General features: G+C 69.3%; 26 protein-coding genes. 8 read left to right on the top strand and 18 right to left on the bottom strand.

Features of this window, described 5'->3' with window-relative positions; genetic code table 11:
• Nucleotides 1-44 precede the first annotated feature (44 nt).
• A complete protein-coding gene (locus tag FZC61_RS01615) occupies nt 45-1,388 on the top strand; it encodes a hypothetical protein (RefSeq protein WP_148611817.1) in 1,344 nt (447 codons plus the stop codon).
• On the opposite strand, the gene FZC61_RS01620 is transcribed toward FZC61_RS01615, so the two are convergent.
• From FZC61_RS01620 to FZC61_RS01675, 12 genes are all read right to left on the bottom strand, one after another.
• Nucleotides 1,351-2,430 carry a glycosyltransferase gene (locus FZC61_RS01620; RefSeq protein WP_148611819.1) on the bottom strand — a complete coding sequence of 360 codons (1,080 nt, stop codon included), beginning with the start codon at nt 2,428-2,430 and terminating at the stop codon, nt 1,351-1,353. The genes FZC61_RS01615 and FZC61_RS01620 overlap by 38 nt on opposite strands.
• Complete coding sequence (locus FZC61_RS01625) at nt 2,427-3,359, bottom strand: NAD-dependent epimerase/dehydratase family protein (protein WP_148611821.1); 933 nt, start codon at nt 3,357-3,359, stop codon at nt 2,427-2,429. Before FZC61_RS01625 ends, FZC61_RS01620 begins: the two co-directional genes overlap by 4 nt.
• 12 nt (nt 3,360-3,371) lie before the next feature.
• Nucleotides 3,372-4,388, bottom strand: coding sequence for a GDP-mannose 4,6-dehydratase (locus tag FZC61_RS01630; protein ID WP_148611823.1), 1,017 nt, complete (start codon nt 4,386-4,388; stop codon nt 3,372-3,374).
• The gene (locus FZC61_RS01635) at nt 4,385-5,590 is read right to left on the bottom strand and encodes a glycosyltransferase (protein WP_211357034.1); all 1,206 of its coding nucleotides are present in this window, start codon (nt 5,588-5,590) and stop codon (nt 4,385-4,387) included. The genes FZC61_RS01630 and FZC61_RS01635 overlap by 4 nt, the downstream gene beginning before the upstream one ends.
• Nucleotides 5,581-7,332, bottom strand: coding sequence for a DUF4012 domain-containing protein (locus tag FZC61_RS01640; protein WP_148611825.1), 1,752 nt, complete (start codon nt 7,330-7,332; stop codon nt 5,581-5,583). The genes FZC61_RS01635 and FZC61_RS01640 overlap by 10 nt, the downstream gene beginning before the upstream one ends.
• A gap of 85 nt (nt 7,333-7,417) precedes the next feature.
• Nucleotides 7,418-7,837, bottom strand: a complete 420-nt coding sequence (locus FZC61_RS01645) for an Ig-like domain repeat protein (protein ID WP_148611827.1) — start codon at nt 7,835-7,837, stop codon at nt 7,418-7,420.
• Nucleotides 7,838-7,981: 144 nt separating this feature from the next.
• On the bottom strand, nt 7,982-8,446 hold the full coding sequence (locus FZC61_RS01650; RefSeq protein WP_148611828.1) for a Fur family transcriptional regulator: 465 nt from the start codon (nt 8,444-8,446) through the stop codon (nt 7,982-7,984).
• A gap of 10 nt (nt 8,447-8,456) precedes the next feature.
• Nucleotides 8,457-8,948 (bottom strand): heme-binding beta-barrel domain-containing protein, encoded by a 492-nt coding sequence (locus tag FZC61_RS01655; protein ID WP_148611830.1) that lies wholly within the window; start codon nt 8,946-8,948, stop codon nt 8,457-8,459.
• Nucleotides 8,949-9,157: 209 nt separating this feature from the next.
• Nucleotides 9,158-10,039: a beta-keto acid cleavage family enzyme gene (locus FZC61_RS01660; protein ID WP_148611832.1), complete on the bottom strand. Its 882-nt coding sequence runs from the start codon at nt 10,037-10,039 to the stop codon at nt 9,158-9,160.
• 5 nt (nt 10,040-10,044) lie between these two features.
• Complete coding sequence (locus tag FZC61_RS01665; protein WP_148611834.1) at nt 10,045-10,803, bottom strand: SGNH/GDSL hydrolase family protein; 759 nt, start codon at nt 10,801-10,803, stop codon at nt 10,045-10,047.
• A 33-nt stretch (nt 10,804-10,836) separates the two neighbouring features.
• On the bottom strand, nt 10,837-11,532 hold the full coding sequence (locus FZC61_RS01670) for an SGNH/GDSL hydrolase family protein (RefSeq protein WP_170285928.1): 696 nt from the start codon (nt 11,530-11,532) through the stop codon (nt 10,837-10,839).
• A 411-nt stretch (nt 11,533-11,943) separates the two neighbouring features.
• Nucleotides 11,944-12,696 carry an FkbM family methyltransferase gene (locus FZC61_RS01675; RefSeq protein ID WP_148611838.1) on the bottom strand — a complete coding sequence of 251 codons (753 nt, stop codon included), beginning with the start codon at nt 12,694-12,696 and terminating at the stop codon, nt 11,944-11,946.
• A 602-nt stretch (nt 12,697-13,298) separates the two neighbouring features.
• Here FZC61_RS01675 and dtd point away from each other — a divergent pair.
• From dtd to FZC61_RS01700, 5 genes are all read left to right on the top strand, one after another.
• Nucleotides 13,299-13,724, top strand: a complete 426-nt coding sequence (gene dtd / locus FZC61_RS01680) for a D-aminoacyl-tRNA deacylase (RefSeq protein ID WP_148611840.1) — start codon at nt 13,299-13,301, stop codon at nt 13,722-13,724.
• Nucleotides 13,725-14,143: 419 nt separating this feature from the next.
• Nucleotides 14,144-15,643: a glycosyltransferase family 2 protein gene (locus FZC61_RS01685; protein ID WP_148611842.1), complete on the top strand. Its 1,500-nt coding sequence runs from the start codon at nt 14,144-14,146 to the stop codon at nt 15,641-15,643.
• Nucleotides 15,640-17,031, top strand: coding sequence for an acyltransferase family protein (locus FZC61_RS01690; RefSeq protein WP_170285929.1), 1,392 nt, complete (start codon nt 15,640-15,642; stop codon nt 17,029-17,031). The genes FZC61_RS01685 and FZC61_RS01690 overlap by 4 nt, the downstream gene beginning before the upstream one ends.
• Complete coding sequence (locus FZC61_RS01695; RefSeq protein WP_148611847.1) at nt 17,028-18,104, top strand: hypothetical protein; 1,077 nt, start codon at nt 17,028-17,030, stop codon at nt 18,102-18,104. Before FZC61_RS01690 ends, FZC61_RS01695 begins: the two co-directional genes overlap by 4 nt.
• Entirely contained in the window at nt 18,101-18,898 is a 798-nt protein-coding gene (locus tag FZC61_RS01700) for a cutinase family protein (RefSeq protein WP_148611849.1), read from the top strand. Before FZC61_RS01695 ends, FZC61_RS01700 begins: the two co-directional genes overlap by 4 nt.
• A 132-nt stretch (nt 18,899-19,030) precedes the next feature.
• Here the strand turns inward: FZC61_RS01700 and FZC61_RS01705 are convergent, their stop codons facing one another.
• The 3 genes from FZC61_RS01705 to FZC61_RS01715 are packed head-to-tail and all read right to left on the bottom strand — an operon-like array spanning nt 19,031 to nt 20,692.
• The gene (locus tag FZC61_RS01705; RefSeq protein ID WP_148611851.1) at nt 19,031-19,330 is read right to left on the bottom strand and encodes a DUF1416 domain-containing protein; all 300 of its coding nucleotides are present in this window, start codon (nt 19,328-19,330) and stop codon (nt 19,031-19,033) included.
• Nucleotides 19,330-20,184, bottom strand: coding sequence for a sulfurtransferase (locus FZC61_RS01710; RefSeq protein ID WP_148611853.1), 855 nt, complete (start codon nt 20,182-20,184; stop codon nt 19,330-19,332). Before FZC61_RS01710 ends, FZC61_RS01705 begins: the two co-directional genes overlap by 1 nt.
• A gap of 28 nt (nt 20,185-20,212) precedes the next feature.
• The gene (locus FZC61_RS01715; protein ID WP_148611855.1) at nt 20,213-20,692 is read right to left on the bottom strand and encodes a DUF4395 domain-containing protein; all 480 of its coding nucleotides are present in this window, start codon (nt 20,690-20,692) and stop codon (nt 20,213-20,215) included.
• A 267-nt stretch (nt 20,693-20,959) separates the two neighbouring features.
• Here FZC61_RS01715 and FZC61_RS01720 point away from each other — a divergent pair, with 267 nt between their 5' ends.
• Nucleotides 20,960-21,976, top strand: coding sequence for a GDP-mannose 4,6-dehydratase (locus FZC61_RS01720; protein ID WP_148611857.1), 1,017 nt, complete (start codon nt 20,960-20,962; stop codon nt 21,974-21,976).
• A 19-nt stretch (nt 21,977-21,995) separates the two neighbouring features.
• Here FZC61_RS01720 and FZC61_RS01725 read toward each other — a convergent pair whose 3' ends face one another.
• Together FZC61_RS01725 and FZC61_RS01730 are read right to left on the bottom strand one after the other, a co-directional pair.
• Entirely contained in the window at nt 21,996-22,430 is a 435-nt protein-coding gene (locus FZC61_RS01725) for a thioredoxin family protein (RefSeq protein ID WP_148611859.1), read from the bottom strand.
• Between the two features lie 38 nt (nt 22,431-22,468).
• Nucleotides 22,469-22,771: a MoaD/ThiS family protein gene (locus tag FZC61_RS01730; protein WP_148611861.1), complete on the bottom strand. Its 303-nt coding sequence runs from the start codon at nt 22,769-22,771 to the stop codon at nt 22,469-22,471.
• An 89-nt stretch (nt 22,772-22,860) separates the two neighbouring features.
• On the opposite strand from FZC61_RS01730, the gene FZC61_RS01735 reads away from it, so the two are divergent.
• Nucleotides 22,861-23,604, top strand: coding sequence for a response regulator transcription factor (locus FZC61_RS01735; protein WP_148611863.1), 744 nt, complete (start codon nt 22,861-22,863; stop codon nt 23,602-23,604).
• A gap of 115 nt (nt 23,605-23,719) precedes the next feature.
• Here FZC61_RS01735 and FZC61_RS01740 read toward each other — a convergent pair whose 3' ends face one another.
• Complete coding sequence (locus FZC61_RS01740) at nt 23,720-24,169, bottom strand: hypothetical protein (RefSeq protein ID WP_148611865.1); 450 nt, start codon at nt 24,167-24,169, stop codon at nt 23,720-23,722.
• Nucleotides 24,170-24,227: the final 58 nt, after the last annotated feature.

Consider the following 24,227-nt stretch of genomic DNA (forward strand, 5'->3'; position numbering starts at 1 on the left):
ACAATGAGACAGACATCGGCCGCAACGTTCGGAGCATTCCCACCATGGAGCTACTGCTCTTCGTGATCGTCAGTGCGGCGATCTTGACTCGTTCGTGGCGATGGGTCTCGCAGGGTGAGCTCAGTCGCGTGCTCCTCTCGACTACGGCCTGCATCGTCTACATCACCTGCCTGTTCGTGCCCGCAGAGTTAGCCGTCCACTCTCAGTTGCGAAGCAAGCTGACCGCAGCCGGTGTGCTCAATGGCGTCACGGACCGCGAGCTGAGCGACTTGCTGGTTCGCTGGTCCGTCGAGCTGGCCATCGTCGTCGCAGGTGAGATCCTCGTCATGAGTCGGGTTTCGCGCGGAGCCTTTGAGGGCACCTACCGCCCTCCGTCGACCGGCATCCTCGTCCTGGCGTACGCCTGTGTCGGTTCCGGCCTCTTCGCCTTCGCGACGCTGGTGTCCGGGACGGAAGCGCGAGGCACGAGCGGTCTCGGGGTACAGAATCTGATCGCCTCCTTTTACGTATCGGGCTTAGCGATTCTCGGGTACCACCTCGCTTCGCTGGCGACTGTGCATCGAGTGGTGTTTGCTCTCGGTGTTGTGTACCAAGCAACATCCTTGACCCGCAGCCCGCTAGTCGTGATCGGCCTCGCCGTTGTGGTCGGCGTCGCTCATCGCGGCGGACTTCGGCGAAAGCGTGTCTTCCTGGTCATCGCCGTCGTCGCCATCATCGCGGTCCTCGGCTCAAGTGTGATGTCCGCACTTCGCGGCGCTGCCTTGAGAGACGAGGCCGTCACCGCCAGCGGGACAGTGGGCGCAGTTCTGGAGAACCCGTTGGAGGCGCCGTACCAAGGCGGAGTTGACACCCTCGATGGGTACCGTCTGTCTCAACGTCTCTCGCCCGTCGAGCCGGCACGCCCGGCTGATCTGCTCTTGGCGGTCGGATCCTTCGTTCCACGATCCATCTGGCCCGACAAGCCACAGGATCTCTCGGTCGACATCTCGCGGAAATACCTGGGGTATCGCAACAGCGGGCAGTTCCTGTCCCCGGTCGGCTACCTGACACTAGCCGGCGGCAGCTACCTCGCCGGGCTGGCACTCCTTGGCCTGCTTTGCGTTCTGTTTGCGTTCGCCAACCGGAAATGTGCTGGCCTGCTTGCGGTAGCGATGGCCGTCATCTGCTTCCGATTCTTCATCGGCGGGGGCAGCTTCGACATCACCTACGGCATCCGTCTAGCCCTGCCGTGGTTGGCCTACTGGTCGGTGCAGTGGGCTGTGAGCGGCCAGGGAGTTACCAAGTTCTACTCAATGGCCAACAGCCCCACCGAGCCCGATCCAAACGACTGGCGTCGGAGCAGTGAATCGATCAGCCCTGCCGGCAGAGACCTTCGAGGTCATGGATGAGGGACGAGGTCGCGGCTTTCCAGCCCCAATCCACGGCGGTGAGACCGCTCTCCGCGTCATGCCTGTCATCGAGCGAGGTCAGCAAGCGGACCACGTGATCCGCAAATTCTTCCGACGAACTTGCCTGCGCGACGTATTGCCGGCACTCGGAAGGCACCGAGCGCATGCTGTACGGCGTTGCGACCATGGAGCGGCCGTGCGCGAGGGCGCTCACCACCTTGAGCTGCGCGCCAGCTCCTCGCCTCACCGGCGCAACCGTCAAGGCGCACGAGCGAAGCTCGTCATCGATCGATTCCACCTCGCCCACGACCGTGACGGAATCGCTGGCCAAGGACCGGCACGATCGATCGGTTCCACGTCCAACGATTCGTAACTGAGCCTTCGGGTGTCGGCGGAGCACGTGGGGCCAAACCGTAGTGACGAGCCACATGGCTGCATCGTCGTTCGGCGCATACCCACCGGACCCGAGAAAGAGCACAGGCGCATCCAGCGACGAGTGCGCGAAATCCGCAGGCGGGTCACACGAGTGTGGGACGAGGCACGTTCGTGCGCCCCACGCCTTGAGGCGCGCTTCCTCCTCGGGAGTGCAAGCAATGCAGAGCGCGGCATCACGCGCAGCTCGGGGTTCCCAGCGCCTTGCCTTGAGGGACTCAAGTATCGCGCTGCCCTTGTGCAGTCCGGATGCCAGAGCGGCGAGGGACGCGTAGCGGTCGATCTCGATGTTCTGGAAATCGATGACCACCGGCGTCTTGGTTCGAAACATCGGCGCCAAGTACGAGATGCTGAGCAGGATTACGTCCGGATCGGATTCCTCGACGGCATCTGTGAGCGCGTCGAGAATTCTGATGTTTCCCTGCCTCGGTCTCGGGCTCACAAAATGTCGAAGTGCGGTGGCCCGTGCCGCCATACCGTACGTCTCTGGATCGAAGATCTTGACGTGATGACCGGCAGCCTCGAGCCCCTGGACCAACCCCGCCATCCGGATCTGACCACCGGACCGCGCGGGCTCGATCGGCTCCAACGCGACGAACGCGACCCTCACAGCGCGGCCCCGCGGCTCGTGGCCCGATCGCACTCCGCAACGAAATCACGAACGGTGCTTGCGGTGTCGACGATGGGGACCCAACCACAGAGATCACGCAGACGCTTGTGGTCCCCGACGATCAAACGAGGGTCGGTAGGCCGGAGTCGATTCTCGTCGACCTCGATCCGCACATTCTCCGCGCCCATCGCGGAGAGCAACTCTCCAAGCAGGGCCTGGCCACTCACCGCGCGACCCGAGCAGACGTTGAATGGTCCGACGTCTGCGCCACCACCTTCGACCAACAGGCGGTAGGCCCTCACAACGTCCCTCACGTCGGTGTAGTCGCGCTGCGTCGTCAGATCGCCTACGAGCGCTGGCTCGCCGCTCCGCGCTGCTAGGGCTACGGCGTCATACAGGTCAGGAAGCAGGAACCCCGACCTTTGCCCAGGTCCGATGTGGTTGAACGGCCGGACCACCGTCCACGCCAAGCCACGATGCGCGTAATAACCTGCCTGGTTCTCGTTGAGCACCTTGCTCACAGCGTACGGCGAGGCGAAGGCGATCTGACCATCCTCGTCGATGGGCATCTGCTGGTCGGGCGAGTAGACAGCCCCGCTGCTCACCAGAAGCACCCTGGGCGGCTGCGCAGACCGCAAGGACGCCTCCCCCAGGTGGGTCACCATCTGGCTGTTGGCCGATATGTAGGCCTGCGGGTCATCGAAGGACGGGCCCACGGATGACAGAGCGGCCAGGTGGATGACGGCCGCGACGTCGATGGAGGGCCACGACTCGGTGAGGTCGTGCTGGATGTGGTCACTGAGCAGACCGGCTGTCTCAGGGATAGGACTCCCCAAGCCCACTCCCACGACCTCGTGCCCAGATGATACGAGCTCTGCAGCCAGGTGCCGGCCAACGAAGCCGTTGATGCCGGTGACGGCCACCCTCATCGTGTCTCCCCCTCAGCGCTCAGCGACGCGCGGCTGGGCGCGCCCCGACAGCAGGGCGATGTCGTGGTCGACCATTCGCTTGACCAGACCCGGGAAGTCCACCTCACGCCGCCAGCCCAGAACCCGCTCAGCCTTGCTGGGGTCACCCAGCAGGATGTCGACCTCGGCGGGCCGCATGAACTCGGGGTCCTGCTTGACGTAGGGACGCCAGTCGTCGATGCCAACCTGACCGAATGCAAGAGTCAGAAACTCCTCGATCGAGTGCGTCTCCCCTGTCGCAAGGACGAAGTCGTCCGGCTGATCGTGCTGCAGCATCTGCCACATACCGCGGACGTAGTCGCCTGCGTAGCCCCAGTCGCGCTTGGGCCACAGGTCACCGAGGGTGACGTGGTCCTGCTGCCCAAGGTGAATGGCTGCGACGGCGTTGGTGATCTTGCGTGTGACGAACTCCAGGCCACGCCGCTCGCCCTCGTGATTAAACAGAATTCCCGTGGCGACGAACATCCCGTAGCTCTCGCGGTAGTTCCGGGCAATCCAATGGGCGTACAGCTTCGCCACGCCATAGGGACTTCGAGGGTGGAACAGCGACTCCTCGTTGTAGCCCGCACCGGGCCGGTTGTAATCCAGGCCGCCGAACATCTCCGACGTTGATGCCTGGTAGACCCGCGCGGTGTCCGCCATGCCGGTCACGCGCACCGCTTCAAGCAGGTTCAGCACGCCCTTGGCCGTGATGTCGGCGGTGAGCTGGGGGTTGCGGAAGGAGTATCCGACATGGCTGATTGCACCCAGGTTGTAAACCTCATGGGGCTGCGAGGTCAGCATTGCTTGAATCAGTGAGGTCTGGTCCGTCAGGTCGGCCTCGATGATGTTGACATAAGGGAACTCCGCCTCAAGTGCCTCCTTCCGGGCGTTCCGCTGTCCGCGGATCAATCCGAAGACCTCGTAGCCCTTCTCGTGGAGCAACTCGGTGAGGTGGCCGCCGTCCTGGCCTGTGATCCCGGTGATCAGAGCGCGGCGCGTCTCATTCATCTACTGTCCTCTCGACGTACTGATGGGGGAGCCTGTTGCAACATCTCGTCAACGCACAACCGAATGCGGGCCGCGAATGACTGCTCGCTGAAGTCATCGGCACGACGACGAAGTACATCCGCATCCCAGGTGCGGCTTCCGCACTCGTCAAGGGCCGCAGCGATCAAGTCTGGACGGGGCTCGTTGAAGAAGATGCCCGTCGAGCCCTCGATGACAGTGTCCAAGAATCCACCCCACCGGAGGACGACCGACGGCTTGCCGTGGGCGGCAGCCTCCAAGGGAGTGAGCCCGAAGTCCTCGTGGCTGGCGGCGACGAGCGCGCGGCACCCTCGGTAGGCTCCGGCCATCTCGGCGTCAGTAAGCCCCTCGAGGAAGATGACGTTGGATGCCGCCGCCTGCTGCAGCTCGGCCTTCTGGGGGCCGGCACCGATGACCACCAGACGTTGAGTCGGACGGTCCCTGAAGGCTTCCACGATCTCGCGGACGTTCTTGTACGGCAGCAGTCGAGAGACAACCAGGTAGTAGCCGGGAGCCGGCAGCCGCCGATCATCGGGGACGAGCGCAACATCAACAGTGTGGGGCGCGGGCACAACGTCGACGTCGAAGCCGTAAGCCCGCTTGATCCGACCTTGCGTGACCGATGAGATCGCCAGATAGGCGTCCGCACTGCTCGCCGCGCGGCGGTCCCATCGCCGGAGGGCCGGACTGAGTACGCGGAGCGCAGCACGGGTAGACATCCCCGCGCTATCGCCGAGGTAGCGATCAGACTCGTAGAGCCAACGTGCCGGGGCGTAGCAGTAGACAACCTTGCGGCCTTGGGTCCTGAATCCGTGGGACCACCCGCTGCTGCTCGCGATGACCAGGTCAGCGTCGATGTGGACTGAACTCGCCGCCCACGCCAGGAACGGAAGGGCGCGACGATGGTCCCGTCGGAAGAGTCGCACCTGATTCAGCGCCGAAACTCGGATGTCGAGACCGCGAAACTCGTCGTAGGTCTGATCGGGCTCGTACAGCGTCGTGAAGATCGGGGCATCAGGGAAGATGCGGGAGAGCGCGAGGACCACCCGTTCTGCGCCGCCTCGCTGCGTGAGGTAGTCGTGGGCAATGGCGATACGCGGCCGTGCGACGCGACCGTTGGCAGCACCAGCGCCACCGGTCAGATCTCCGGTCGACTGGCCGCTCTCACTCCCGGTCATGAGCATGCCGACCGGAACCTAGAGGACCCGGGTCCGGGTGCGATCCCAGGCGTCACGGTCGTCCGACCGTCGCCAACCTGCCCGGGGCCGGTCTTCATGTCCCAAGTCACTATGACGTTGTCCAGCGTCTCGATGATCGGCGCCGTCGTCACCACGGGGCGCCCATCGATCTCGAGGCCGTAGTCGGTGTCGATGTTCTTCCCGTCGACGCGCACATTGCTGATCGAGCCTCCAAACGGCCCGTAGATCCGCAGCGCAACCAGCTGCGTACCCACTGGAATCCCGTACTGCCCGCCGCCCGTCACGTAGGTCGGAAGCTCCTTGGCTGCCCTAGGTCCGATGGTCTGGCTGAAGGTCATGCTGCCAGTGAGGCTTTGTGTCCCCGCTTCACAACCGCGGGACCTGACCTCAGTGAAGTAGCGGAGGTAGTAAGACATCTTCGATCCGGTGGCGTCGTTGAGGCCGATGTCCACGTGGGGCGTTGCGCCGTCGTCCCCGGCGAGTGCGCCGAGGATCGTTGCTCCGCGGAGCACAGCAGCGTCATCCTGATCGAACGGCGACACCAGGAATCGCCGCTCCGAGGCCGCCTTGGCGAAACCCTGGACGAAGTCGATCGGCGATGCCAGGTCGCCGGTGGCCGCCTCGAAGATTGCTCGAGCGACGGCCTGGAATCGCTCGTCCTGCTCAGCCGGGTCCTTGATCGTGAGATAGGTATTGCTCAGCAGTTCATCGACGATGTTGTCGGCTGTTAGCGTCAGGTCACCGACCTGAACCGGGCCGGTACCGTCCATGAGGTAGGACATTCCCACGGGGTCCAGGGCCAGCACGCCGTCGAGGTCGGTGTCTGGGTACTTTCGATCCCAGAACGCCTCGAACAGCTCGGCGGCGCGCGGGAAGTCGGGGATGAAGTTGGGATCCTGGAAGAACAGTGCCGGCAGCTCGTCGTAGACGGCGTCCTCCTCGGCGGTGAGCTCGACGACCTGCTCGTCGGTGTTGAGATCACCGGCCGATCCTTGCTCGAGCAGCTCGACCTTGCCGTCCTCGACATGGATGCGGGCCCATGAGCCTGGGAGACCGCCGGTTGAGCGAATCTCGGCGTTGTTCTGGAAGATGAAGAGATAGTCACGTGGGCCGTCCGCACCAAGCATGGCGGGGAGCACGTCGACCGCAGTGCCAGCAGCTTTGAAGTCGCCCGCGACCTCGGCCAACCGCTTGGTGTAGTCGTCGTACCGCGTGCGCAGCGCCGGCGCGAAGTCGCGAGAGTCCAACGGTTCCACCAGGTCGACGGCCTGACGCATCGCAGTGGCGGCGTCGTTGACCGGCTGCTGCAAGGCCGCCACTTGGTCGACGTCGATGCGTCCGTCGGCGACGATGCCGTCAAGGGAGTCGACGGTGTCGACGAGCGGCGTAACAGCGTCCCGGGCGACCAGGTCGACCGAGGCGCTGAGCGCCTCGACGCCGGCGGCGTCGTCGCCGTAGACGGGGAGGTTGGTCAGGCCGGCCCACCAGAAGCCATCGGTGCGGTCGGCAGCCGAGGCGGCCGCGTCGCGCAGGTCGTCGACGGCAGCATCGCGGGCGGCGTCGTCACCGTCGGTGACGGCAGCCTGCAGGCGGTCGACGGCTGCGTCGGCTGCGCGGAGGTCACGCTCGGTGCGCCACCCCAGCCAGGCACTCCAGGCCACGGCGGCCACCACCAGTACGGCGACGGCGATCAGGAGGCGACGCAGGGTGAAGACGCTGTCTTTCACAGTGATGCTGACCCTTCCAAAAACAATCCGTACCCCGGCGTGGACGCCGGGGTACGGATCAGAGTTGCTGCGGCAGGACGGTCGATCAGCGCTTGACGCGGAACTGGCGGTTGCCGCTCTTGGAGTCGTCGAAGATCGAGCCGTTCTTGCCCGTGAAGGTGGCGGTCACGTTGTACTTGCCCGGCTTGAACTTGCGGGTGATGGTGACGCGACCGGTCGAGCCCAGGGTGCGGGTCGCGAACGAGACGCCGCCGCCGACGCGCTTGAAGCGGAAGGTCACGGTACCGACGGGACGGGCGGTGGTGCCGACTGCGCGGACCGTGGCCTTGAACGTGCGGCGCGCGGGGCCATTGCCCGTCGGGCTGACGGTCAGGCCCGTCTTGGTCTCGAAGCAGGCGGGGTACTGCGGGTTGCCGCAGGCGGCCTGGGCCGGCGAGCCAGTGGCGGCGACGAGGCCGGCAGTGAGGAGGAACGCGGCCAGCAGGCCTGCGAAAAGCTTCTTCATGTGGATAAATCTCCCTGACGCGGTGCTCGGGTGGACGTGTCCGCGCAGTCAATCACACAAATCGCGGACTCCGTGACTCGTTGAGCGCAAGAGGCATCGGCCCTGTGTTAACAGTGTGTGTCGGTGTCACCCGTGCGGGTGAACTTACGTTGCGGTGCACGCCTGGCACTGCCCGAACACGGTGAGATGCCCGGTGTCGACGACGAATCCGTGGTCGGAGCGCAGCCGGTCGGTGAGCGCCGAGGCCACCTCGACGTCGACCGAGACGACCTCGCCGCAGGTGCGGCACTTGAGGTGGAAGTGCTCGTGACCCGCCACCGAGTGGTAGGTCGGGGCCCGGTCGGACAGGTGCGCGTGGCGCACGAGGCCGAGGTCCTCGAGCACCTCGAGGGTGCGGTAGACCGTGGAGGCGTTGACCGAGGAGACCTGGGTCTTGACGTGGGCCAGGACCTCCTCGGGGGTGGCATGGCCCAGCTCGTCGATCGCGCCCAGGATCAGCTCGCGCTGGGGCGTCAGGCGGTAGCCCTTTGCGCGCAGCTCGGCGCGCCAGTCGGTGTCAGGCGTCGTCTCGGGGTGGCCGTGGCCGTGGCCGACGGGCTCCTCAGGCACATCAGACACGCTAGACACGTTGCAGCCGGGCCCACAGGTGCGGTTGCAGCTCCTGGCCCATGGCCTCCATGTCGTAGGCGTAGAGCAGGTCGCCCTCGACGTTGCCGTAGAGGCGGTGCCCCGCCGTGACCTCCTTGGCGGTCTCGGTGAAGCCGACCCCTGCGGTGTGGAGCTCCATCTTGCCGGCCGCGGCCACGCCGTACCAGATCTCGCTGAAGCCGGTGTTGTGCGACAGCACCAGCTCGAGCTTGCCCTCGGGCAGGCAGCGCAGGAAGCCCGTCTCTTGGGCGGCCTCGCGGACCTTGTTGCCCTCGGCGTCGAGGACCCAGGAGCGCGAGAAGTAGTGGAAGAACGGGCGACCGTCCTGCTGGAAGACCAGCTCCTGGCCGAACTCGTAGGGCTCGATCGTCGGGTAGTCGCCGTGGCCATTGCCCCGCCAGGTGCCCAGCAGCCACACCACCGGGCCGCACTGGGGGTGGAGGTTGTCGGGGATGTTGAACATGGGTGTGGAGTCTAGGGCTGGTCGTGGGGGTCGGTGGGGTGGGCTGCGGTCGAGTGGTCTCGAGACGGCCGCGAGCGGCCTCCTCGACCAGCGTGGGTCCAGTCTCGTGGTCTCGAGACGGCCGCGAGCGGCCTCCTCGACCAGCGTAGGTCCAGTCTCGTGGTCTCGAGACGGCCGCGGGCGGCCTCCTCGTCCACCGTGGGGGTGGGTCAGGGGCGGGGGCGAGTACCGAGGAGGGTGCGGGCCTCGGTGGTGGTCATCGGGCGGCGTTGGGCCAGGGCGCCCATGGCGACGGCGCGCTCGACGAGCTGGCGGTTGTTGTCGACCGGGACGCCGCGGGCCAGGGTGAGGACGTCCTCCATGCCGACGCGCAGGTGGCCGCCCTTGCTGAGCGCGGCGAGGCCGACGGCGAGGGTGGTGCGGCCGATGCCGGTGGCGCCCCAGGAGGTGACCTCGGGCGGCAGGGCCGCGACGCCGGCCACCAGGGCGTCGGCGGTGCCGGGCATGCCGCCCGGCACGCCCATCACGAAGTCGCAGTGGACCTTGCCGCCGTAGGGCAGGCCGTAGGTCTTGAGCAGGCGGGTCAGGGCGGCGACGTGGCCGAGGTCGAAGAGCTCGAACTCGGGGACCACCTGACGCTCCTGGCTGAGCTGGTAGAGGTCGCAGACGAACGGCCAGGGGTTGGAGAAGACGTCGTCGCCGAAGTTGGTGGTGCCCATGGTCAGGCTGCAGGAGTCGGGGGCGGCGTCGAGCACCTTAAGGCGCTGGTCGAGGGGGTCGTGCACCGAGCCGCCGGTCGACAGCTGGACGACGAGGTCGGTCTCGGCGTGCAGGGCGGCGACGGTGTCGGCCAGGCGCTGGGCGTCGAGGCTGGGGCGGTGGTCGTCGTCGCGGATGTGCACGTGCACCATCGCGGCGCCGGCAGCCTCGCACTCCTGGGCGGCGGTGACGAGCTCGGCCAGCGTCGTGGGCAGCTGGGGGCAGTCGGCCTTGGTCGTCTCGGCCCCGGTGGGGGCGACGGTGACGAGCAGGGCCTCGGGGGGGACGCCGGGGGTGGCGGCGTCGGTCTGGGGTTGGTGGCGGTCGGACATGACCGTCATCGTGCCAGCGCGTCGCCCACCGTCGTGCGCAGCACCTGGCCGGCCTGCGCAAGCCGGTCCTTGGCCGACCCGCCGGTCGCGTCGAGGTAGGGCTGGCCGACCTCGACGTAGACGGCGTCGGCGCCCTTGGTGACGGTGCGGACGACGTCGGTGACGGTGTCGAGGGTGACCGGCAGCGGCTTGTCGAGCACCAGCGGCGAGAGCACCACGACCTGCGAGGTCGGGAAGCGCATGCGCACCTGCTCGAGGAACGTGGTGATCGCGCGGGTCAGGACCGTGCGCTCGATGCCGTCGTCGTGGGCGCCGGCGCTGATCAGCACGACGTCGGGGTCGGGCTGCTCGGCGGACACGAGCCGCAGCATCGCCGGCAGGTTGGGGCACGACGGCAGCCCGCACTCGTCGGGCGTGGCGTCGGCGACGTAGCCGACCATCGGGCGCGAGCGGTTGGTGACCTCGGTGCCGTCGGTGCCGCCGAGCTCGCCGATCCAGCGTCCGGCCGACCGGGCGCCGCGCACGCTCTCGTCGCCGAGGACCAGCACGTCGAGCGGACCGCGAGGGTCGATGATCGGGTCGTCGGTCGGGTCGTCGGACCCGGCCGAGGGCGAGCTGTCGGCCGACGGGTCGGCCGAGGTCGGGGCCGCCGGGGGCGAGGCGGGCGGGTCACGCTGGACCAGCCAGCCGGCGAAACCGATCACCGCGACCGCCAACACCACCAGAAGCAGGTCGGCTATGCGTCGTCCAGGACCCGGTTCCATGGCGGGATCATGGCACGGCGTCGCGCCGTGGCCTCAGTCGAGGACCAGGCCGTCGAGCACCCGGGCGGCGATCGCCGCGTGGCCGGCGTCGTTGGGGTGGAAGTCGTCGCGGGTGCCGAGGTAGGTCTCCTGGCCCGCCGGGCCGCGCAGCCCGGGGCGCGCGAAGAGGTCGCCCAGGCTGATCACGAGGTCGTCGGCGCAGAGACGGCGCAGCACGTCGAGGTAGGGACGGGTGGGGCGCTGGGCGTTCCACGGCCCCAGGCAGACCACCTGGGCGTCGGGCGACGTCGCGGCGACCGCGTCGAGCAGGCGGGTGAAACCCGCGCGCCACTCCCGCAGGGTCGACTTGCCGACGTCGTTGGCGCCGACCTCGAGCACCGCGACGTCGAACGGCGCCTGCCCCACGGTGTCGGTCTCGACCGCGGCCGCGACCCGAAACGCCCGGGCCCCGGAGACGCCGACCTCGACCTGGGTGACGTCGCGGACCTTCGACAACGACGCCTCGACCAACGGGGAGAACGCGTGCTCGGGGACCGTCGTGTAGTAGCCGTCGACGATCGAGTCACCCGCCAGCAGCACCCGCAGCGGGGGCAGGGACGGAGCCACGCTTCGGGCCGGCGGCTCCTGGGCGGTAGTTGCCTGGCAGCCGGTCAGCAGGGTCGTGACGGCCAAGAGGGTCAGGACCAGCGCCGTCGCCGCAGCCGACACGGAGGCAGGTGGCCGGCGCACGGCGCCAGGGTAACCAGGGCCGGCCTGGTGCGAGACTTCCCCGGTGCGAGCGGTGGTGCGTGCAGCGGTCACGTTGGCGTCGGTGGTCGTCGACGGTGCCGTCGTCGGGGCGATCAACGTCGTGAGATGCCGGTCTACCGGCGCCTATGCCCGACCCTGGGTCATGTTGCGCCGATGACCGTTCCCCCTCAACGCCCCCCGACCAGGTAACCCTGCTAGCCCCTGGCGACCTCATCCCGATGAGAACTTATACGGCTAACGGGTCCTGGTTGTGCACTGCGATCCACCAGCCCCCGCTCACTCGACATCGGCAACACGCCACTCGACGGGCCATCCAATGATGGCGCCGGCGTGCCGACCGCCTGCTGGTGATAGACGGGCATGGTGAACTGAGTTGAGCAAGTACGCTGACTAGCCCACAAAGCTTCGGCGGTACATCACGCAATCCATCTCAAGCATGTCGGGGAAGTTCCCTGCATTGTTGGGGAACAGAGCGCTCAAGGCAAAGCCCCGAGCGGTGTAGTCAGCCAGCGCTTCGTCGTAGCGCGGCGAACCATCGTATAACTTGTGAATTGCGAGCTCGCTCTGCAGCCCTACGATTTCCTCTAGCCACTTTCCAGCACCGATGACCACCTCACGGTCATGGCCTTGGGTGTCCATCTTCAGGTATGCGCGCGTGAAGCCGACCTCGTTTTTGTACTTCGCGAACAGGCTCGCAGCAGTATCAAGTCGCACCTGGATGGTCCTAGAGACGCGGTTTTTTTGGACGGTGGCCGCAACCTGATCTGCGCTCGGCGCGTGAAGCGAACTAAATTCGTCCCGCTCCATAACGTTGAACGTCGAAAGTCCAGCAGCTTCGCTGAGCGCCACTTCTTCGACATACCAGAAAGGGTCCGCTGCTGCTTGTTCCCGAAGGAAGGACGCGAGCTTTGGAATCGGCTCGCAGGACACGATGACACCCTTGTAGCCGGCACGCCGACGGAGCATCTGAGCGTATTGACCGGCGTTGGCACCAACGTCAAGGACGAAGTCGACTTGGAATTCCCTTAAGAACTTGCTCAGAAATTCTTGTTCGTAGAGCACGGAAACCTGGTCGGGCCGGACTACGCGAGCACCGATGACTGTTTCCAAGAAGTCTGCGGCGCGCCGCTTGAATGTGGGCATGGCAGGCACACTAGGCCACTGACGCCAATACCCCGGACCGTGGACCGATCGAAACCTTCACGAAGGCCAGATGAGGCGGTTTGGACCACGTCATATTGACTAGTTCTGAGGTTCAGAGAGTCGACCCGCGATTTTTCGCATCGAGATCGGGCCATCTTGGGCGCGTGGACTCTGGGAGCAAGTCCTCTCCGACGGCACTGGGTCGTCCAGGGCCTCCGCGGAGCGGAGTCACCATCACCGCGACAGGTGGAGCAGCATCGCCGCTCACACATTTCACCTAGGGCGTTCAACTGCGGACGCTCAGGTCGCGACCCCTGCTCCAGCGCGTCCGCGCGACCGGCGAGGTGTAGCCTCGGCGACCAGAACAGCGGCGCGTCTTAGAGGACCGTCACCGACGTGGCTGGGCCGCTAGGAAACGACGAACAACGTTCAGCGTCGCCGTCATTGCCCGGATCTCTCACTGTGCCCGTATCGGTGCCGGCCGCCCCCGCTGCTGCTTCGACGTGTGTGCTGCGGCCGTCTGCGCAGACCGCCTAACTGCAACCAGGAGTCGGCGCACCGCGTCACGGTGACTAGGGCAGGTCTGATGCGAGACTTCCCTGGTGCGAGCGGTGGTGCAGCGGGTCACGTCGGCGTCGGTGGTCGTCGACGGCGCCGTGGTCGGGGCAATCGAGGAGCCCGGGCTGCTGGTCTACCTCGGCGTGACCCACGGTGACGGCGACGCCGAGATCACCTGGATGGCCCGCAAGGTCTGGGACCTGCGGATCCTGGCCGACGAGCAGTCGGCCTCCGATGTGGGGGCGCCGGTGCTCGTGGTCAGCCAGTTCACGCTCTACGGCGACGCCCGCAAGGGGCGGCGCCCGACCTGGGTCGCCGCGGCCCCGGCGGCGGTCAGCGAGCCGGCGTACGACGCGGTGTGCGACGAGCTGGTACGGCTGGGGGCGCGGGTCGAGCGGGGGGTCTTCGGTGCGGACATGACGGTTACGTCGGTCAACGACGGGCCGTTCACGGTGTGGTTGGAGCGGTAGGTCGATGGGGTTGGGGTGGGGTCCCTGCAGGGGTCTCGCGGTGGGGGTGGTCTCGTGACGGTTGCTAGCGCAACCTCCTCGACCAACGTGGGGTCCAGTGACCGGCGTGAGCGTGGTCCCGTGACGGTTGCTAGCGCAACCTCCTCGACCAACGTGGGGTCCGGTGACCGGCGTGGGGGTGGTCTCGCGACGGTTGCTAGCGCAACCTCCTCGACCAACGTGGGGTGGGGTTGGGTGGGCTTGGGTCGGGTCGACCACCCGGGGGGTTTGAGGTCTAGACCGGGATACCCGTGCCCGTAACGGGTTCGCGGACAATTCGTTTCGAATTCGAGCATGAGTGGCGGTCAGGGAGGATCGTCCGCTCTTGACGTCCCCCCGTGTGCTGCTCGGAGCACATCTGTCGAGAGGCAGTTCCCCCCATGAGTACCCCCGAGCACAGCACCCACCTGTCCCGTCCCACCCGCGCACTGCGCGCCAGCCGCCTGGGGCGGTGGTACCGCGGGCTGTCGCGCCGCGGGCAGACCACCGTCGAGGCCCTCGTGGCGCTGCCCGGGCCGCTGGTCGTCGGGTTCCTGATCTATGCGCCGCTGGCGTTCACCGCTCCCGTCGTGCTTGAGGTGGTGTTCTGGGTCGTCTTCGTGTCGATGGCGGTCACGTCGTTCCTCATCGCGATGGAGTGCGCGCGGGCCTACCGCTTCCCCGAGCCGCCGTTGAGTCGGCAGGTGCCCGACCGGGAGCTGCCGCGGATCGCGACCATCGTGGCGGCGTACCTGCCCAACGAGCAGGACACCCTGATGGAGTCGCTGCAGGCCCACCTCGCCCTCGACTACCCCGCCGACCGGCACCTGCTGGTGCTGGCCTACAACACCCCCGAGCCGCTGCCGATCGAGAGCCGGCTCGAGGCGCTGGCCGAGCACGACCCGCGGGTCATCGTGCTGCGGGTCGAGGGGTCGACCTCGAAGGTCGAGAACGTCAACGCCGCCCTCACCGTGCTCGGCGACGGGGTCGACGTGATCGGCATCTTCGACGCCGACCACCACCCCCACCCGACCGCGCCGCGCCGGGTCGCGCAGTGGCTCGGCGACGCCGCCGGTGACCAGCGCTTCGACGTCGTGCAGGGCCAGTGCGCGGTGCGCAACGTCGAGGAGTCCCGGGTGACCCGCACGGTCGCCGCCGAGTTCGCCACGTTGTACGCCGTGGCGCACCCCGGGCGCACCGTCGTGCACGACTTCGGCATCTTCGGCGGCAGCAACGGGTGGTGGCGCGCACCGGTCATCACCGAGCTCGGCCTCAACGCCACCATGCTCACCGAGGACATCGACGTCAGCGCCCGCGCCCTGGCCGACGGACGCCGCCTGGCCACCGACCCGCGGATCCTGTCCTACGAGCTGGCCCCGGTGACGTGGTCGGCGTGGTGGCGCCAGCGGATGCGCTGGTCGCAGGGCTGGCTCGAGGTCAGCCTGCGCCACGCCAGCGCGCTCGTGCGCAACCCCCGGCTCTCGCTGGCCCAGCGCCGCGGCGTGGTCATGCTCTTCGGCTGGCGCATCGTGCACCCCTGGATCGCCACCCAGATGGCCCCGGTGCTGCTGGCCATGTCGCTGGTGCCGGGCCGTGACATCCCGTGGCTGCTGCTGTTCTTCGTGTTCTCCGCCGCCGGCATCAACGGCATCCCCGTGCTGCAGGCGGTCGCCGCCAACCGCCTCGGCCCTCCCGGCGTCGGCGGGCGGCCGTGGCTGTTCACCCGCTTCACCCTGGTCAGCCTCGTCTTCTACGCCGAGCTGCGGATGATGGTCACCCGCGGCAGCGTCGTGCGCCACGTGCTCGGGGCCCACACCTGGGACGTCACCAGCCGTTCCGCCAAGCAGGCCACGAGCGCGGCCCTGACGCCCGAACCCGTCGTCTCGGGGGTCGGGTCGTGAGCGGCGTACGCAGCCTGCGCCTGCGTCCGCCCGCCGCGGAGCGCTTCGACCACGGCTTCGGCCGCGGGTCGAGCCGGCCCGGCGCCCGCGCCTCGCTCAAGCTGCGCGGCGTCGAGGGGTGGCGCGGGGTCGCCTGCCTGGTCGTCGTCGGCTTCCACGTCTGGCAGAACATGGACACCGACGGCGACGGCCTCGGGCCCGGCCGCTCCGGCAGCGCGCTCTCGGCCATCCTCAGCGTCGACGTCGCGGTCGACCTGTTCTTCGTGCTGTCCGGGCTGCTGCTCTTCCTGCCGTTCGCGCACGCCGCGCTCGACGACCGGCGCGCGGTGCCGGCCTGGCGCGAGTTCCTGTGGCGGCGCTGCCTGCGGTTGCTTCCGGTCTACTGGTTCCTGGTGCTCGTGTGCTGGGCGACGCGCAACTTCGGGTTCGCCACGGCCGAGTGGAAGGACCTGGTGCTCCATCTGACGCTGCTGCAGTCGTTCGACTCCGACACGATCTTCTACACGATCGGCCCGGCCTGGACGCTGTCGATCGAGTGGATCTTCTACCTGTCCCTGGCCGCCCTCGGCCCGGCGTTCGTGCGCTCGATCCGCCGCTCGGCCCCGACCCAGGTCAGGGTGGTCCGCATGCTCGGCGCCCTCACGGTCGTCGCCGCGGTGTCGATGCTGTTCAAGATCAACGTCCAGGTCGTGTGGCAGATCCCGGTCACCGACTGGGCGTGGCGCTTCGGACCGATGGCCAAGGCCGACGACTTCGCGCTCGGGATGGCGCTGGCCGTGGTCATGGTCGTCCTCGGCAACCGCCGCCTGCCCGCCCTCGCGACCGTCGGCCTGGCCGCCTCCGGCGTCGCCCTCGTGTACGCCGCGCGGGTCCGGCTCGACGCCGACCCCGACTCCCTGCTGGTGATCCTGCGCCACCCGGTCGCCGCCGCCGGCTGGTGCCTGCTGCTCCTGGCCGTGATGACCGCCCGCAGCGACCGCCCCGCCCGATGGGTCGACAACTGGCTGTTCGTGAGGCTCAGCATCGTCGCCTACACCGTCTACCTCGTGCACGAGCCGGTCATCCTGGTGCTCGTCAAGGCCGGCCTGCTCTCCCCCGACCCCGACCGCTACCTGCTCAACCTGGCCGTGTCGGTGACGCTCACTCTGCTGGCCGCGTGGGTGCTGCACCGCACCGTCGAGGAACCCTGGATCGACCTCGGCGCCCTGCAGTCGCGCGGCGGCGGCCGCAAGAACCTCTACCTGCACGCCCGCCCCGGCCCCTCCCTGCAGGCGGTCACCGTCGAGCCCGGCCGACCGCGGCTGCGCGACGAGGTGCTCGCGGGCTCCGGCCACCAGGGTGCGGCGATCACGGTGGTCGCGAGTGACCGTGTGGGTGGGCGACCGTGAGGGTCCGGGTGCGGGGCGGCGTCAAGGCCCTCGGGGCCGTCGGCGCGGTCGTGGCCCTGAGCGTCGGGCCGGCCCGGCACTACCTGGCCAGCGACGCTCCCCCGTCGATCCTCGACGTCCACCTGGTCGACGACCCGGCCGCCGCGCCCCGGCTGCCCGTCTGGCCCGTCGGCGTCGTCGACACCGCCGAGGCGCTCCCGGGCGGCGACGAGCGACCCGAGCCGCCGGTCACCCCGCTCACCTACGCCGAGGCGACGGTCGCCGCGGCCCGCAAGGACCGCGCCACGGTCACCCTCGTCGGTGCTCCCAGCGACGTCCCGCTGCTGGGGGTCGGGTCGGTCATCACCGCCGGCGACGTCGCCTACCTCGCAGCGCTCCCCGAGCCGCTGCGCACCCGGGTCGTCGGCTTCCTGGCCCAGGCCGACGGGGCCGCCCTGTCGGTCACCGCCGTCGACGGACCGGCGACCGGTGACGTCACCGTCGTACGCCGGGGCAGCCCGGCCTCCGCACGCGACGCCCTCGACGCCCACCGCGACGTCGCGCGGCTGCTGAAGGTCTGGTCGCAGGTGCGGCCCGACCTGTCGGCCCTGCTCGGCTCCGACGCGCCCGGGCCCGACGCCGCCGACGTCGCCGGCGCCAGCGGCCTGGAGGCCGGCGCCTCGGGTCGCGGGACCCGGGAGGCCAGCACCGTCGCCCGGGTCGTGACCGAGGAGATCCTCCCCGAGCTCGACGCCGGCCACGTGCCCCTGGCCCCGGCCCTGCTCGCCGCCCGCTCCCCCGGCGGCCTGCTCGCGCTCGAGGACGACCAACCCGTCCTGACCGCCCGCGGGGCGGCGTACGCCGTCGCAGCGCGGGTCGTGCAGCCCGGTGTCCGGGCCACCCCGGTGCGCGTCGTCGGACCGGTCCGGGCGCGCGCCTTCGCCCGGCCCGGCGGCGGGGCGTCGGTGCTGCTGTGGAACCCCGGAGCCCGTCGTACGGTCACGGTGCTGGCGCCGGCCGGTGACCGCGTGCTGCGGGTCAGGGTCACGGTCGCCGCGGGCGCGCTGACCGGGGTCGTGCTCGGCGCACGATGAGCGCCCTCGGGCGGGGCCTCGGCGTGCTCGCGGCCGTGGTCGCCCTGGTGCTCGGACTCGTCGGGTGCGGTGACGGCTCGTCGGGCGACGAGACCTCCGCGACCTGCGTCGAGCTGACGGTCATCGGGGGCCGCGGCTCGGGCCAGGCCGTCGACAGCGCACGGCCGCGCGGCTTCGGCAAGGAAGCCGGCGAGCTCGCGGTCGCCGTCGGCGACGCGGCCACCAACCCGCCGCGCAGCTGGCGCACCGCCTACGTCGCGATCGACTACCCCGCAGTCGACGTCCCGACCATCCGCGCCGACCCCGCGGCGTTCGACACCAGCGTGCAGGCCGGGGTCGACGACGGGCTCGCCGCGGCCCGCGACGCCGTCACCTCGTGCCCCTCGACCCGCCTGGTCGTCATCGGCAGCAGCCAGGGCGCCGCCGTGGTCCACGGCATCGCGGCCCGGCTGGCCGCCGACGACACCCTCGCCCCGGTGCGCGACCGGGTGCTGGGCATCGTGCTGCTGGGCGACCCGACCCGGCGGCGGGCCGACGACGACGTGGAGCACGTCGACCCCGGCGGGGTGGCGGCCGAGGACGGGTTCCTCGCCGACGACCGCGACGACGTGGGCCCGGCGCTGGCCGGGCGGGTGCTGTCGGTCTGCGCGGTCGGCGACACCGTGTGCGCCTCGGCGCCGGGCACGACGTGGGCGACCCTGCAGATCTCCGCCGTCCACAACCAGGGCTACACCGTCGAGCTGGTCGGCGGCGTGGTGCTCAGCTGGTTGGGCAGCCGGCCCGCGGTGGGGTGATCGGCCGGTGCAGGGTCTCGAGGCTCGTCGCTGGTGCGAGCGCAACAAGCCGCGAACCCACCGAGACAACGCCGAAATGACGTCGACCCGCCGGCGGTGGGGCCGGCGGGTCGTCGTACGGGAGGAGGCGGGTCAGCCGATGGCGACGACGACCTCGGCCACGGAGCCGACGGCGGCCTGGACCTGCTTGTCGACCGGGTCGGCCTTGGGGGCCAGGGTGCGCAGGGTCCACTGGCCCTCGCCGGCGAAGAACCGGAAGTGGCCCGAGGCCGAGGTCGGGACCTCGGCGGTGAACTCACCGGTCTTGTCGAGCAGGCGCACGTAGGCGTTGCCGACGGGCTCGCCGTCGCGCAGCACCTGGCCCTGGATCAGGGCCTCCTTGGCGACGTTGACGCCGTCGAGCGACAGGCCGCCCTCAGTGGCGCCGCACATCAGGCGTCGGCCGATCCGGGCTCGTCGCCCAGGGCGATCGGGACGCCGACCAGCGAGCCGTACTCGGTCCACGAGCCGTCGTAGTTCTTGACGTTGGCGTGGCCCAGGAGCTCCTTGAGCACGAACCAGGTCAGCGACGAGCGCTCACCGATGCGGCACAGGGCGATGGTGTCCTTGGAGTCGTCGATGCCGGCCTCGGCGTAGAGGGCCTTGAGGTCGTCGTCGGACTTGAAGGTGCCGTCGTCGTTGCAGTTCTTGCTCCACGGCACGTTGAGCGAGGTCGGGACGTGACCGGCACGCTGCGACTGCTCCTGCGGCAGGTGGGCCGGGGCCAGCAGGCGCCCGGCGTACTCGTCGGGGCTGCGCACGTCGATGAGGTTCTGCACACCGATCGCGGCGATCGCGTCGTCGCGGAAGGCGCGGATGGAGCGGTCCTGCTCCTGCGCGGTGTACGACGTGGCCGGGCGGGTCGGCACCTCGTCGACGAGCTCGCGGGAGTCGAGCTCCCACTTCTTGCGGCCACCGTCCATCAGCTTGACGTCGGCGTGGCCGTAGAGCGTGAAGTACCAGTAGGCGTAGGCAGCGAACCAGTTGTTGTTGCCGCCGTAGAGCACGACGGTGTCGTCGTTGGCGATGCCCTTGCTCGACAGAAGCTGCTCGAACTGCTGCTTGTTGACGAAGTCGCGGCGGACCTGGTCCTGCAGCTCGGTCGACCAGTCGAGCTTGATCGCACCCTTGATGTGGCCCTTGTCGTAGGCGGTGGTGTCCTCGTCGACCTCGACGATCACGATGCCCGGGGTGTCGAGGTTGTCCTCGACCCACTGGGTGGTGACGAGTGAGTTCTCGCGGCTCATGTGGTGGTGCCTTTCGGTTGGGTGCAGCTCAGTGAGTGGCGGCAGGGGTGGAAGCAGAAGCGGAGGTGGACGCCGGGACGACCCGGCGCAGGAGCAGGTAGAGCTCGCAGCCCAGGCAGAACCTGAAGACCGCGTTGAGCAGGGCCGCCACGAGGGCGAACCCGACGGCGACCAGGGCGAGGGTCTCGACGCCCGTGGGGTAGCCGACCAGTCCGAGGACGGCGAAGCCGAGGCCGACCGTCTGCGCGAAGCGCGGCGGGGTGGGGTCCTCGAGGTGGTCGGGCGCGCCCAGGCGCGGGCGCACCGCCGTACGGAACAGCCAGGCGACGGGGGTGTGCTGGACGCCGGCGATCGCACCCCACGCGAACAGCGCCGCCTGCACCGCGAGGATCGGGGCGGCGACGGCGGGCGGGGTGAGCAGCACGGCCACGAGCACCACGGCGGTGAGCGAGGCGGTGAACTGCGGGCCACGGGGGTCGATCCCGTGCTGGGGTCCGGGTGCGGACATGGCGAGCTCCTGGGAGGTGGCGGGCGGACTGACGGACCGGCCCTGCGAGAGGGGCCGTGGCCGGGACGGAGAAAAATCTGGGTCCGGGCGTCAGCGAGCGCGACACAGGGCGGAACGCGTGCGGCAGTGGTCCACCGCGCGTCGCTTCGTCAGCCAGGTCGTTGCCACGTCAGCAACAGTACGGAAACCGCGCGTTTCATTCCCCTCGACGTCTCAATGGATGGACACGCCTTCCACCATGTGGGACCCGATACGCTTCGGCCCACCATGAACACGATCTCACGGACCGCCCTGGTCACCGGCGCCGGCGGTCAGAGCGGCATCTACCTGGCCCGGCACCTCGTCTCCCTGGGCTACCGGGTGGTCGGCACCATCCGCCCCGGGGCGAGCGCGTCGCAGGCGGTCGCCGCCTACCTCGCCGGGGTCGAGGTGGTCGAGCACGAGCAGCGCGACGGCGCCGGCTTCGACCGGCTGCTGGCCGACCTGCGCCCCGACGAGATCTACAACCTCGCCGGCTTCACCTCCGTCGGCGCCAGCTGGGGCCACGCCGAGGTCGTCGCCGAGACCAACGGCATCGCCGTGCTGCGCATCCTGGAGTCGCTGGTGCGCCACCGCGACCGACACGGCTCGGCCCCCCGCTTCTTCCAGCCCTCGAGCTCGGAGATGTTCGGCACCGCCGACCACATGCCCCAGACCGAGTCGACGCCCCACCACCCGCGCAGCCCCTACGCCGTGAGCAAGAGCTTCGCCCACCACCTCACCGTCAACTACCGCGAGTCCTACGGCCTGTTCACCAGCACCGGCACGCTCTACAACCACGAGAGCCCGCTGCGCCCGCAGAAGTTCGTGACCCGCAAGATCTCCCGGGCCGTCGCCGAGATCGCGCTGGGCCGCCGCGAGAGCGTGACGCTCGGCAACCTCGACGTACGCCGCGACTGGGGGTTCGCCGGCGACTACGTGCGCTCGATGCACCTGATGCTGCAGCAGGACGACCCCACCGACTACCTGGTCGCGACCGGCCGGTCCTACGCGCTGTCGGAGCTGCTGCGCGTCGCGTTCGCCGCGGTCGGCATCGACGACCCCGCCCCCCACGTGCTCCAGGACCCCGCGTTCATGCGGCCCGCCGACGTCGCCGATCTCTACGGCGACCCGACCAAGGCCCGAGAGCAGCTCGGCTGGACCCCCACCGTCGGCTTCGAGCAGATCGTCGAGCACATGGTGCGCAGCGACATCCGACGCCTGGAGACCGGCGTCGAGGAGTCGGTCGACTACCTGTTGCCCTGACGGGGCGTCCCCTCGTGGGTCAGGCGGGCAGTGACCGGAGCACCTGCTCCTTGGTCGGCGCCCCGGCCGCACGGCCGAGCTCACGGCCGGCGGCGTCGAGGACGATCGTGGTCGGCGTACGCATGACACCGAGACGGCGGACCAGGTCGAGGTGCTGCTCGGCGTCGACCTCGAGGTGGCGTACGCCGGCCTCGGCCCGCGCCACGTCGGCGAGCACGACCCGCGTGGTGCGGCACGGCGCGCAGAAGGCCGACGAGAACTGCACCAGCGTGGCGCGCTCCCCCAGGGCGTCGGCCCACGGGGTGTCGGTCAGGAGAGACTCGGCAGGCACGTCGGCCGCGTCGGTGACGGCGTCGGTCGCCGCGACGAACCGACCGTCGACGCGCCGGCGCCACAGACCGAACGCGAGGGCGAGGACGACGGCCGCGATCGCGACGTAGGCTCCGGTGCTCACGTGGGTCCCAACCGGTCGGCGGGCGTCGGCATTCCGGCTCAGCCCCCCGCGAAGGGCGGCAGGAACTCCACGCTCTGGCCGGCCTCGACCACGACGGTCGCCGGGTCGAGCGAGCGGACCGGGCGGTCGCCGACCAGCACCGAGCACGCGTCGACGACCGTCCGGAACCGGTCGTCGCCGTGGGCGTCGACCAGGCGGCGTACGAGATCGGTGAGGGTGAGCGGTCCGTCGACGACGACCTGCTCGGCGTCGGTGCCGGCGGCCTCACGGGCCGAGGCCCAGTAGCGGACGTGGATGACCTGCGTCTCAGATGTGTCGGTTCCGGTGCCCGTGTCGCTCACGTTTCGGTATTCTTCACCCTCAGGTAAACCGGCCGGTACCCGACGACGTGTCCCGGTCTCACACCCGCATCCTGTGGGAGGGGACCACCATGAGCACGCTCCTTCTTCTGACCAGCGCCCTGCAGCCGTCGGCCGAGGTGCTGCCCGCGCTCGCGCTGCTGGGCCACGGGGTCAAGATCCTGCCCGCCGAGGGCAGCGCCCTGCTGGAGGCACCCGAGTCCGACCTGCTGCTGGTCGACGGCCGCCAGGACCTCGCCGGCGCCCGCGACCTGTGCCGCCTGATCCGCACCACCGGCACCGACGTCCCCGTCGTGCTGGTCGTCACCGAGGGCGGGCTGTCGGTCGTCGGCCACGACTGGGGCATGGACGACGTCGTGCTCCACACCTGCGGCCCCGCCGAGCTCGAGGCCCGCATCCGGCTCGCGATCGGTCGCCTCGGCGCGGCCCGCAACGCCGCTGACCCCGAGGCCCACGTCATCCGCTCCGGCGAGGTGGTCGTCGACGAGGCGACGTACACCGCCAAGATCGGTGGCCGTGCGCTCGACCTGACGTTCAAGGAGTTCGAGCTCCTCAAGTTCCTCGCCCAGCACCCCGGCCGCGTCTTCAGCCGCCAGCAGCTGCTGCAGGAGGTCTGGGGCTACGACTACTTCGGCGGCACCCGCACCGTCGACGTCCACGTCCGCCGCCTGCGCGCCAAGCTCGGCGTCGAGAACGAGACCCTCATCGGCACCGTGCGCAACGTCGGCTACCGCTTCGTGCTGCCGGCCAAGGACAAGGACTCGGCCGCCGCCGACTCCGCCCGTGTCGCTGAGCGCGCCGCGCAGGACGCCTGACGCCACAGCGGCGATAGTCCCTGACGAAAATCAAGGAGCCGGGCCCGGAATCCTTGATTTTCGTCAGGGACTATCAGGACGACCCCGGGGGCCCAGGTGGTGCCCGACCTCGGGGTCAGGCCCCGCGGCGTACGAGCAGGCGCCGGTTGCCCGACATGCCGGGCGCGAAGATCGTGCTTCCCCGCGGCGTGTGGCGGCACCTGACGTTGTATTTGCCGCGGGGCAGGCGCGGGGTCCGGATGACGACCCTGCCGGTGTCGCCGAGCCGGTGGCGGCCCGACACCGAGTAGGTCCGGCCCGCGCGGCCCACGCGCAGCGTGACCGTCCCGACCGGTCGGGCCGTCGTACCGATGAGGCGGACCACGCACGTGAACGGCACCCGCGTCCGTGGCTTGGCCGTCGTGGGACCGATGAGACCCACCCGCGCCGGCTCGCAGGCCGGGTACTGCGGGTTGCAGTCCCGGCTCACCGGTGCCGGCCGCGCCTGGGCCGGTACGACGAGCCCGGGCAGCCCGGATAGGGCGATGGCGAGCGCGGCGGTGAGGGCGACGAGGAAGGCTTTCACCCGCGCAGCCTCTGACCCAGGCCGGCGATAGTCCCTGACAGCAATCAAGGATCCGGGC

This window comes from Nocardioides rubriscoriae (genome assembly GCF_008087085.1).
GTDB lineage: Bacteria > Actinomycetota > Actinomycetes > Propionibacteriales > Nocardioidaceae > Nocardioides > Nocardioides rubriscoriae.

Bases quoted from the DNA above. Each gene is read 5' to 3' on its own strand.
- FZC61_RS01615 (WP_148611817.1), top strand. From the start codon at position 45: ATGGAGCTACTGCTCTTCGTGATCGTCAGTGCGGCGATCTTGACTCGT.
- FZC61_RS01625 (WP_148611821.1), bottom strand. From the start codon at position 3,359: ATGAGGGTGGCCGTCACCGGCATCAACGGCTTCGTTGGCCGGCACCTG.
- FZC61_RS01630 (WP_148611823.1), bottom strand. From the start codon at position 4,388: ATGAATGAGACGCGCCGCGCTCTGATCACCGGGATCACAGGCCAGGAC.
- FZC61_RS01635 (WP_211357034.1), bottom strand. From the start codon at position 5,590: ATGCTCATGACCGGGAGTGAGAGCGGCCAGTCGACCGGAGATCTGACC.
- FZC61_RS01645 (WP_148611827.1), bottom strand. From the start codon at position 7,837: ATGAAGAAGCTTTTCGCAGGCCTGCTGGCCGCGTTCCTCCTCACTGCC.
- FZC61_RS01655 (WP_148611830.1), bottom strand. From the start codon at position 8,948: ATGTTCAACATCCCCGACAACCTCCACCCCCAGTGCGGCCCGGTGGTG.
- FZC61_RS01660 (WP_148611832.1), bottom strand. From the start codon at position 10,039: ATGTCCGACCGCCACCAACCCCAGACCGACGCCGCCACCCCCGGCGTC.
- FZC61_RS01665 (WP_148611834.1), bottom strand. From the start codon at position 10,803: ATGGAACCGGGTCCTGGACGACGCATAGCCGACCTGCTTCTGGTGGTG.
- FZC61_RS01675 (WP_148611838.1), bottom strand. From the start codon at position 12,696: ATGCCCACATTCAAGCGGCGCGCCGCAGACTTCTTGGAAACAGTCATC.
- FZC61_RS01685 (WP_148611842.1), top strand. From the start codon at position 14,144: ATGAGTACCCCCGAGCACAGCACCCACCTGTCCCGTCCCACCCGCGCA.
- FZC61_RS01700 (WP_148611849.1), top strand. From the start codon at position 18,101: ATGAGCGCCCTCGGGCGGGGCCTCGGCGTGCTCGCGGCCGTGGTCGCC.
- FZC61_RS01705 (WP_148611851.1), bottom strand. From the start codon at position 19,330: ATGTGCGGCGCCACTGAGGGCGGCCTGTCGCTCGACGGCGTCAACGTC.
- FZC61_RS01710 (WP_148611853.1), bottom strand. From the start codon at position 20,184: ATGAGCCGCGAGAACTCACTCGTCACCACCCAGTGGGTCGAGGACAAC.
- FZC61_RS01715 (WP_148611855.1), bottom strand. From the start codon at position 20,692: ATGTCCGCACCCGGACCCCAGCACGGGATCGACCCCCGTGGCCCGCAG.
- FZC61_RS01720 (WP_148611857.1), top strand. From the start codon at position 20,960: ATGAACACGATCTCACGGACCGCCCTGGTCACCGGCGCCGGCGGTCAG.
- FZC61_RS01735 (WP_148611863.1), top strand. From the start codon at position 22,861: ATGAGCACGCTCCTTCTTCTGACCAGCGCCCTGCAGCCGTCGGCCGAG.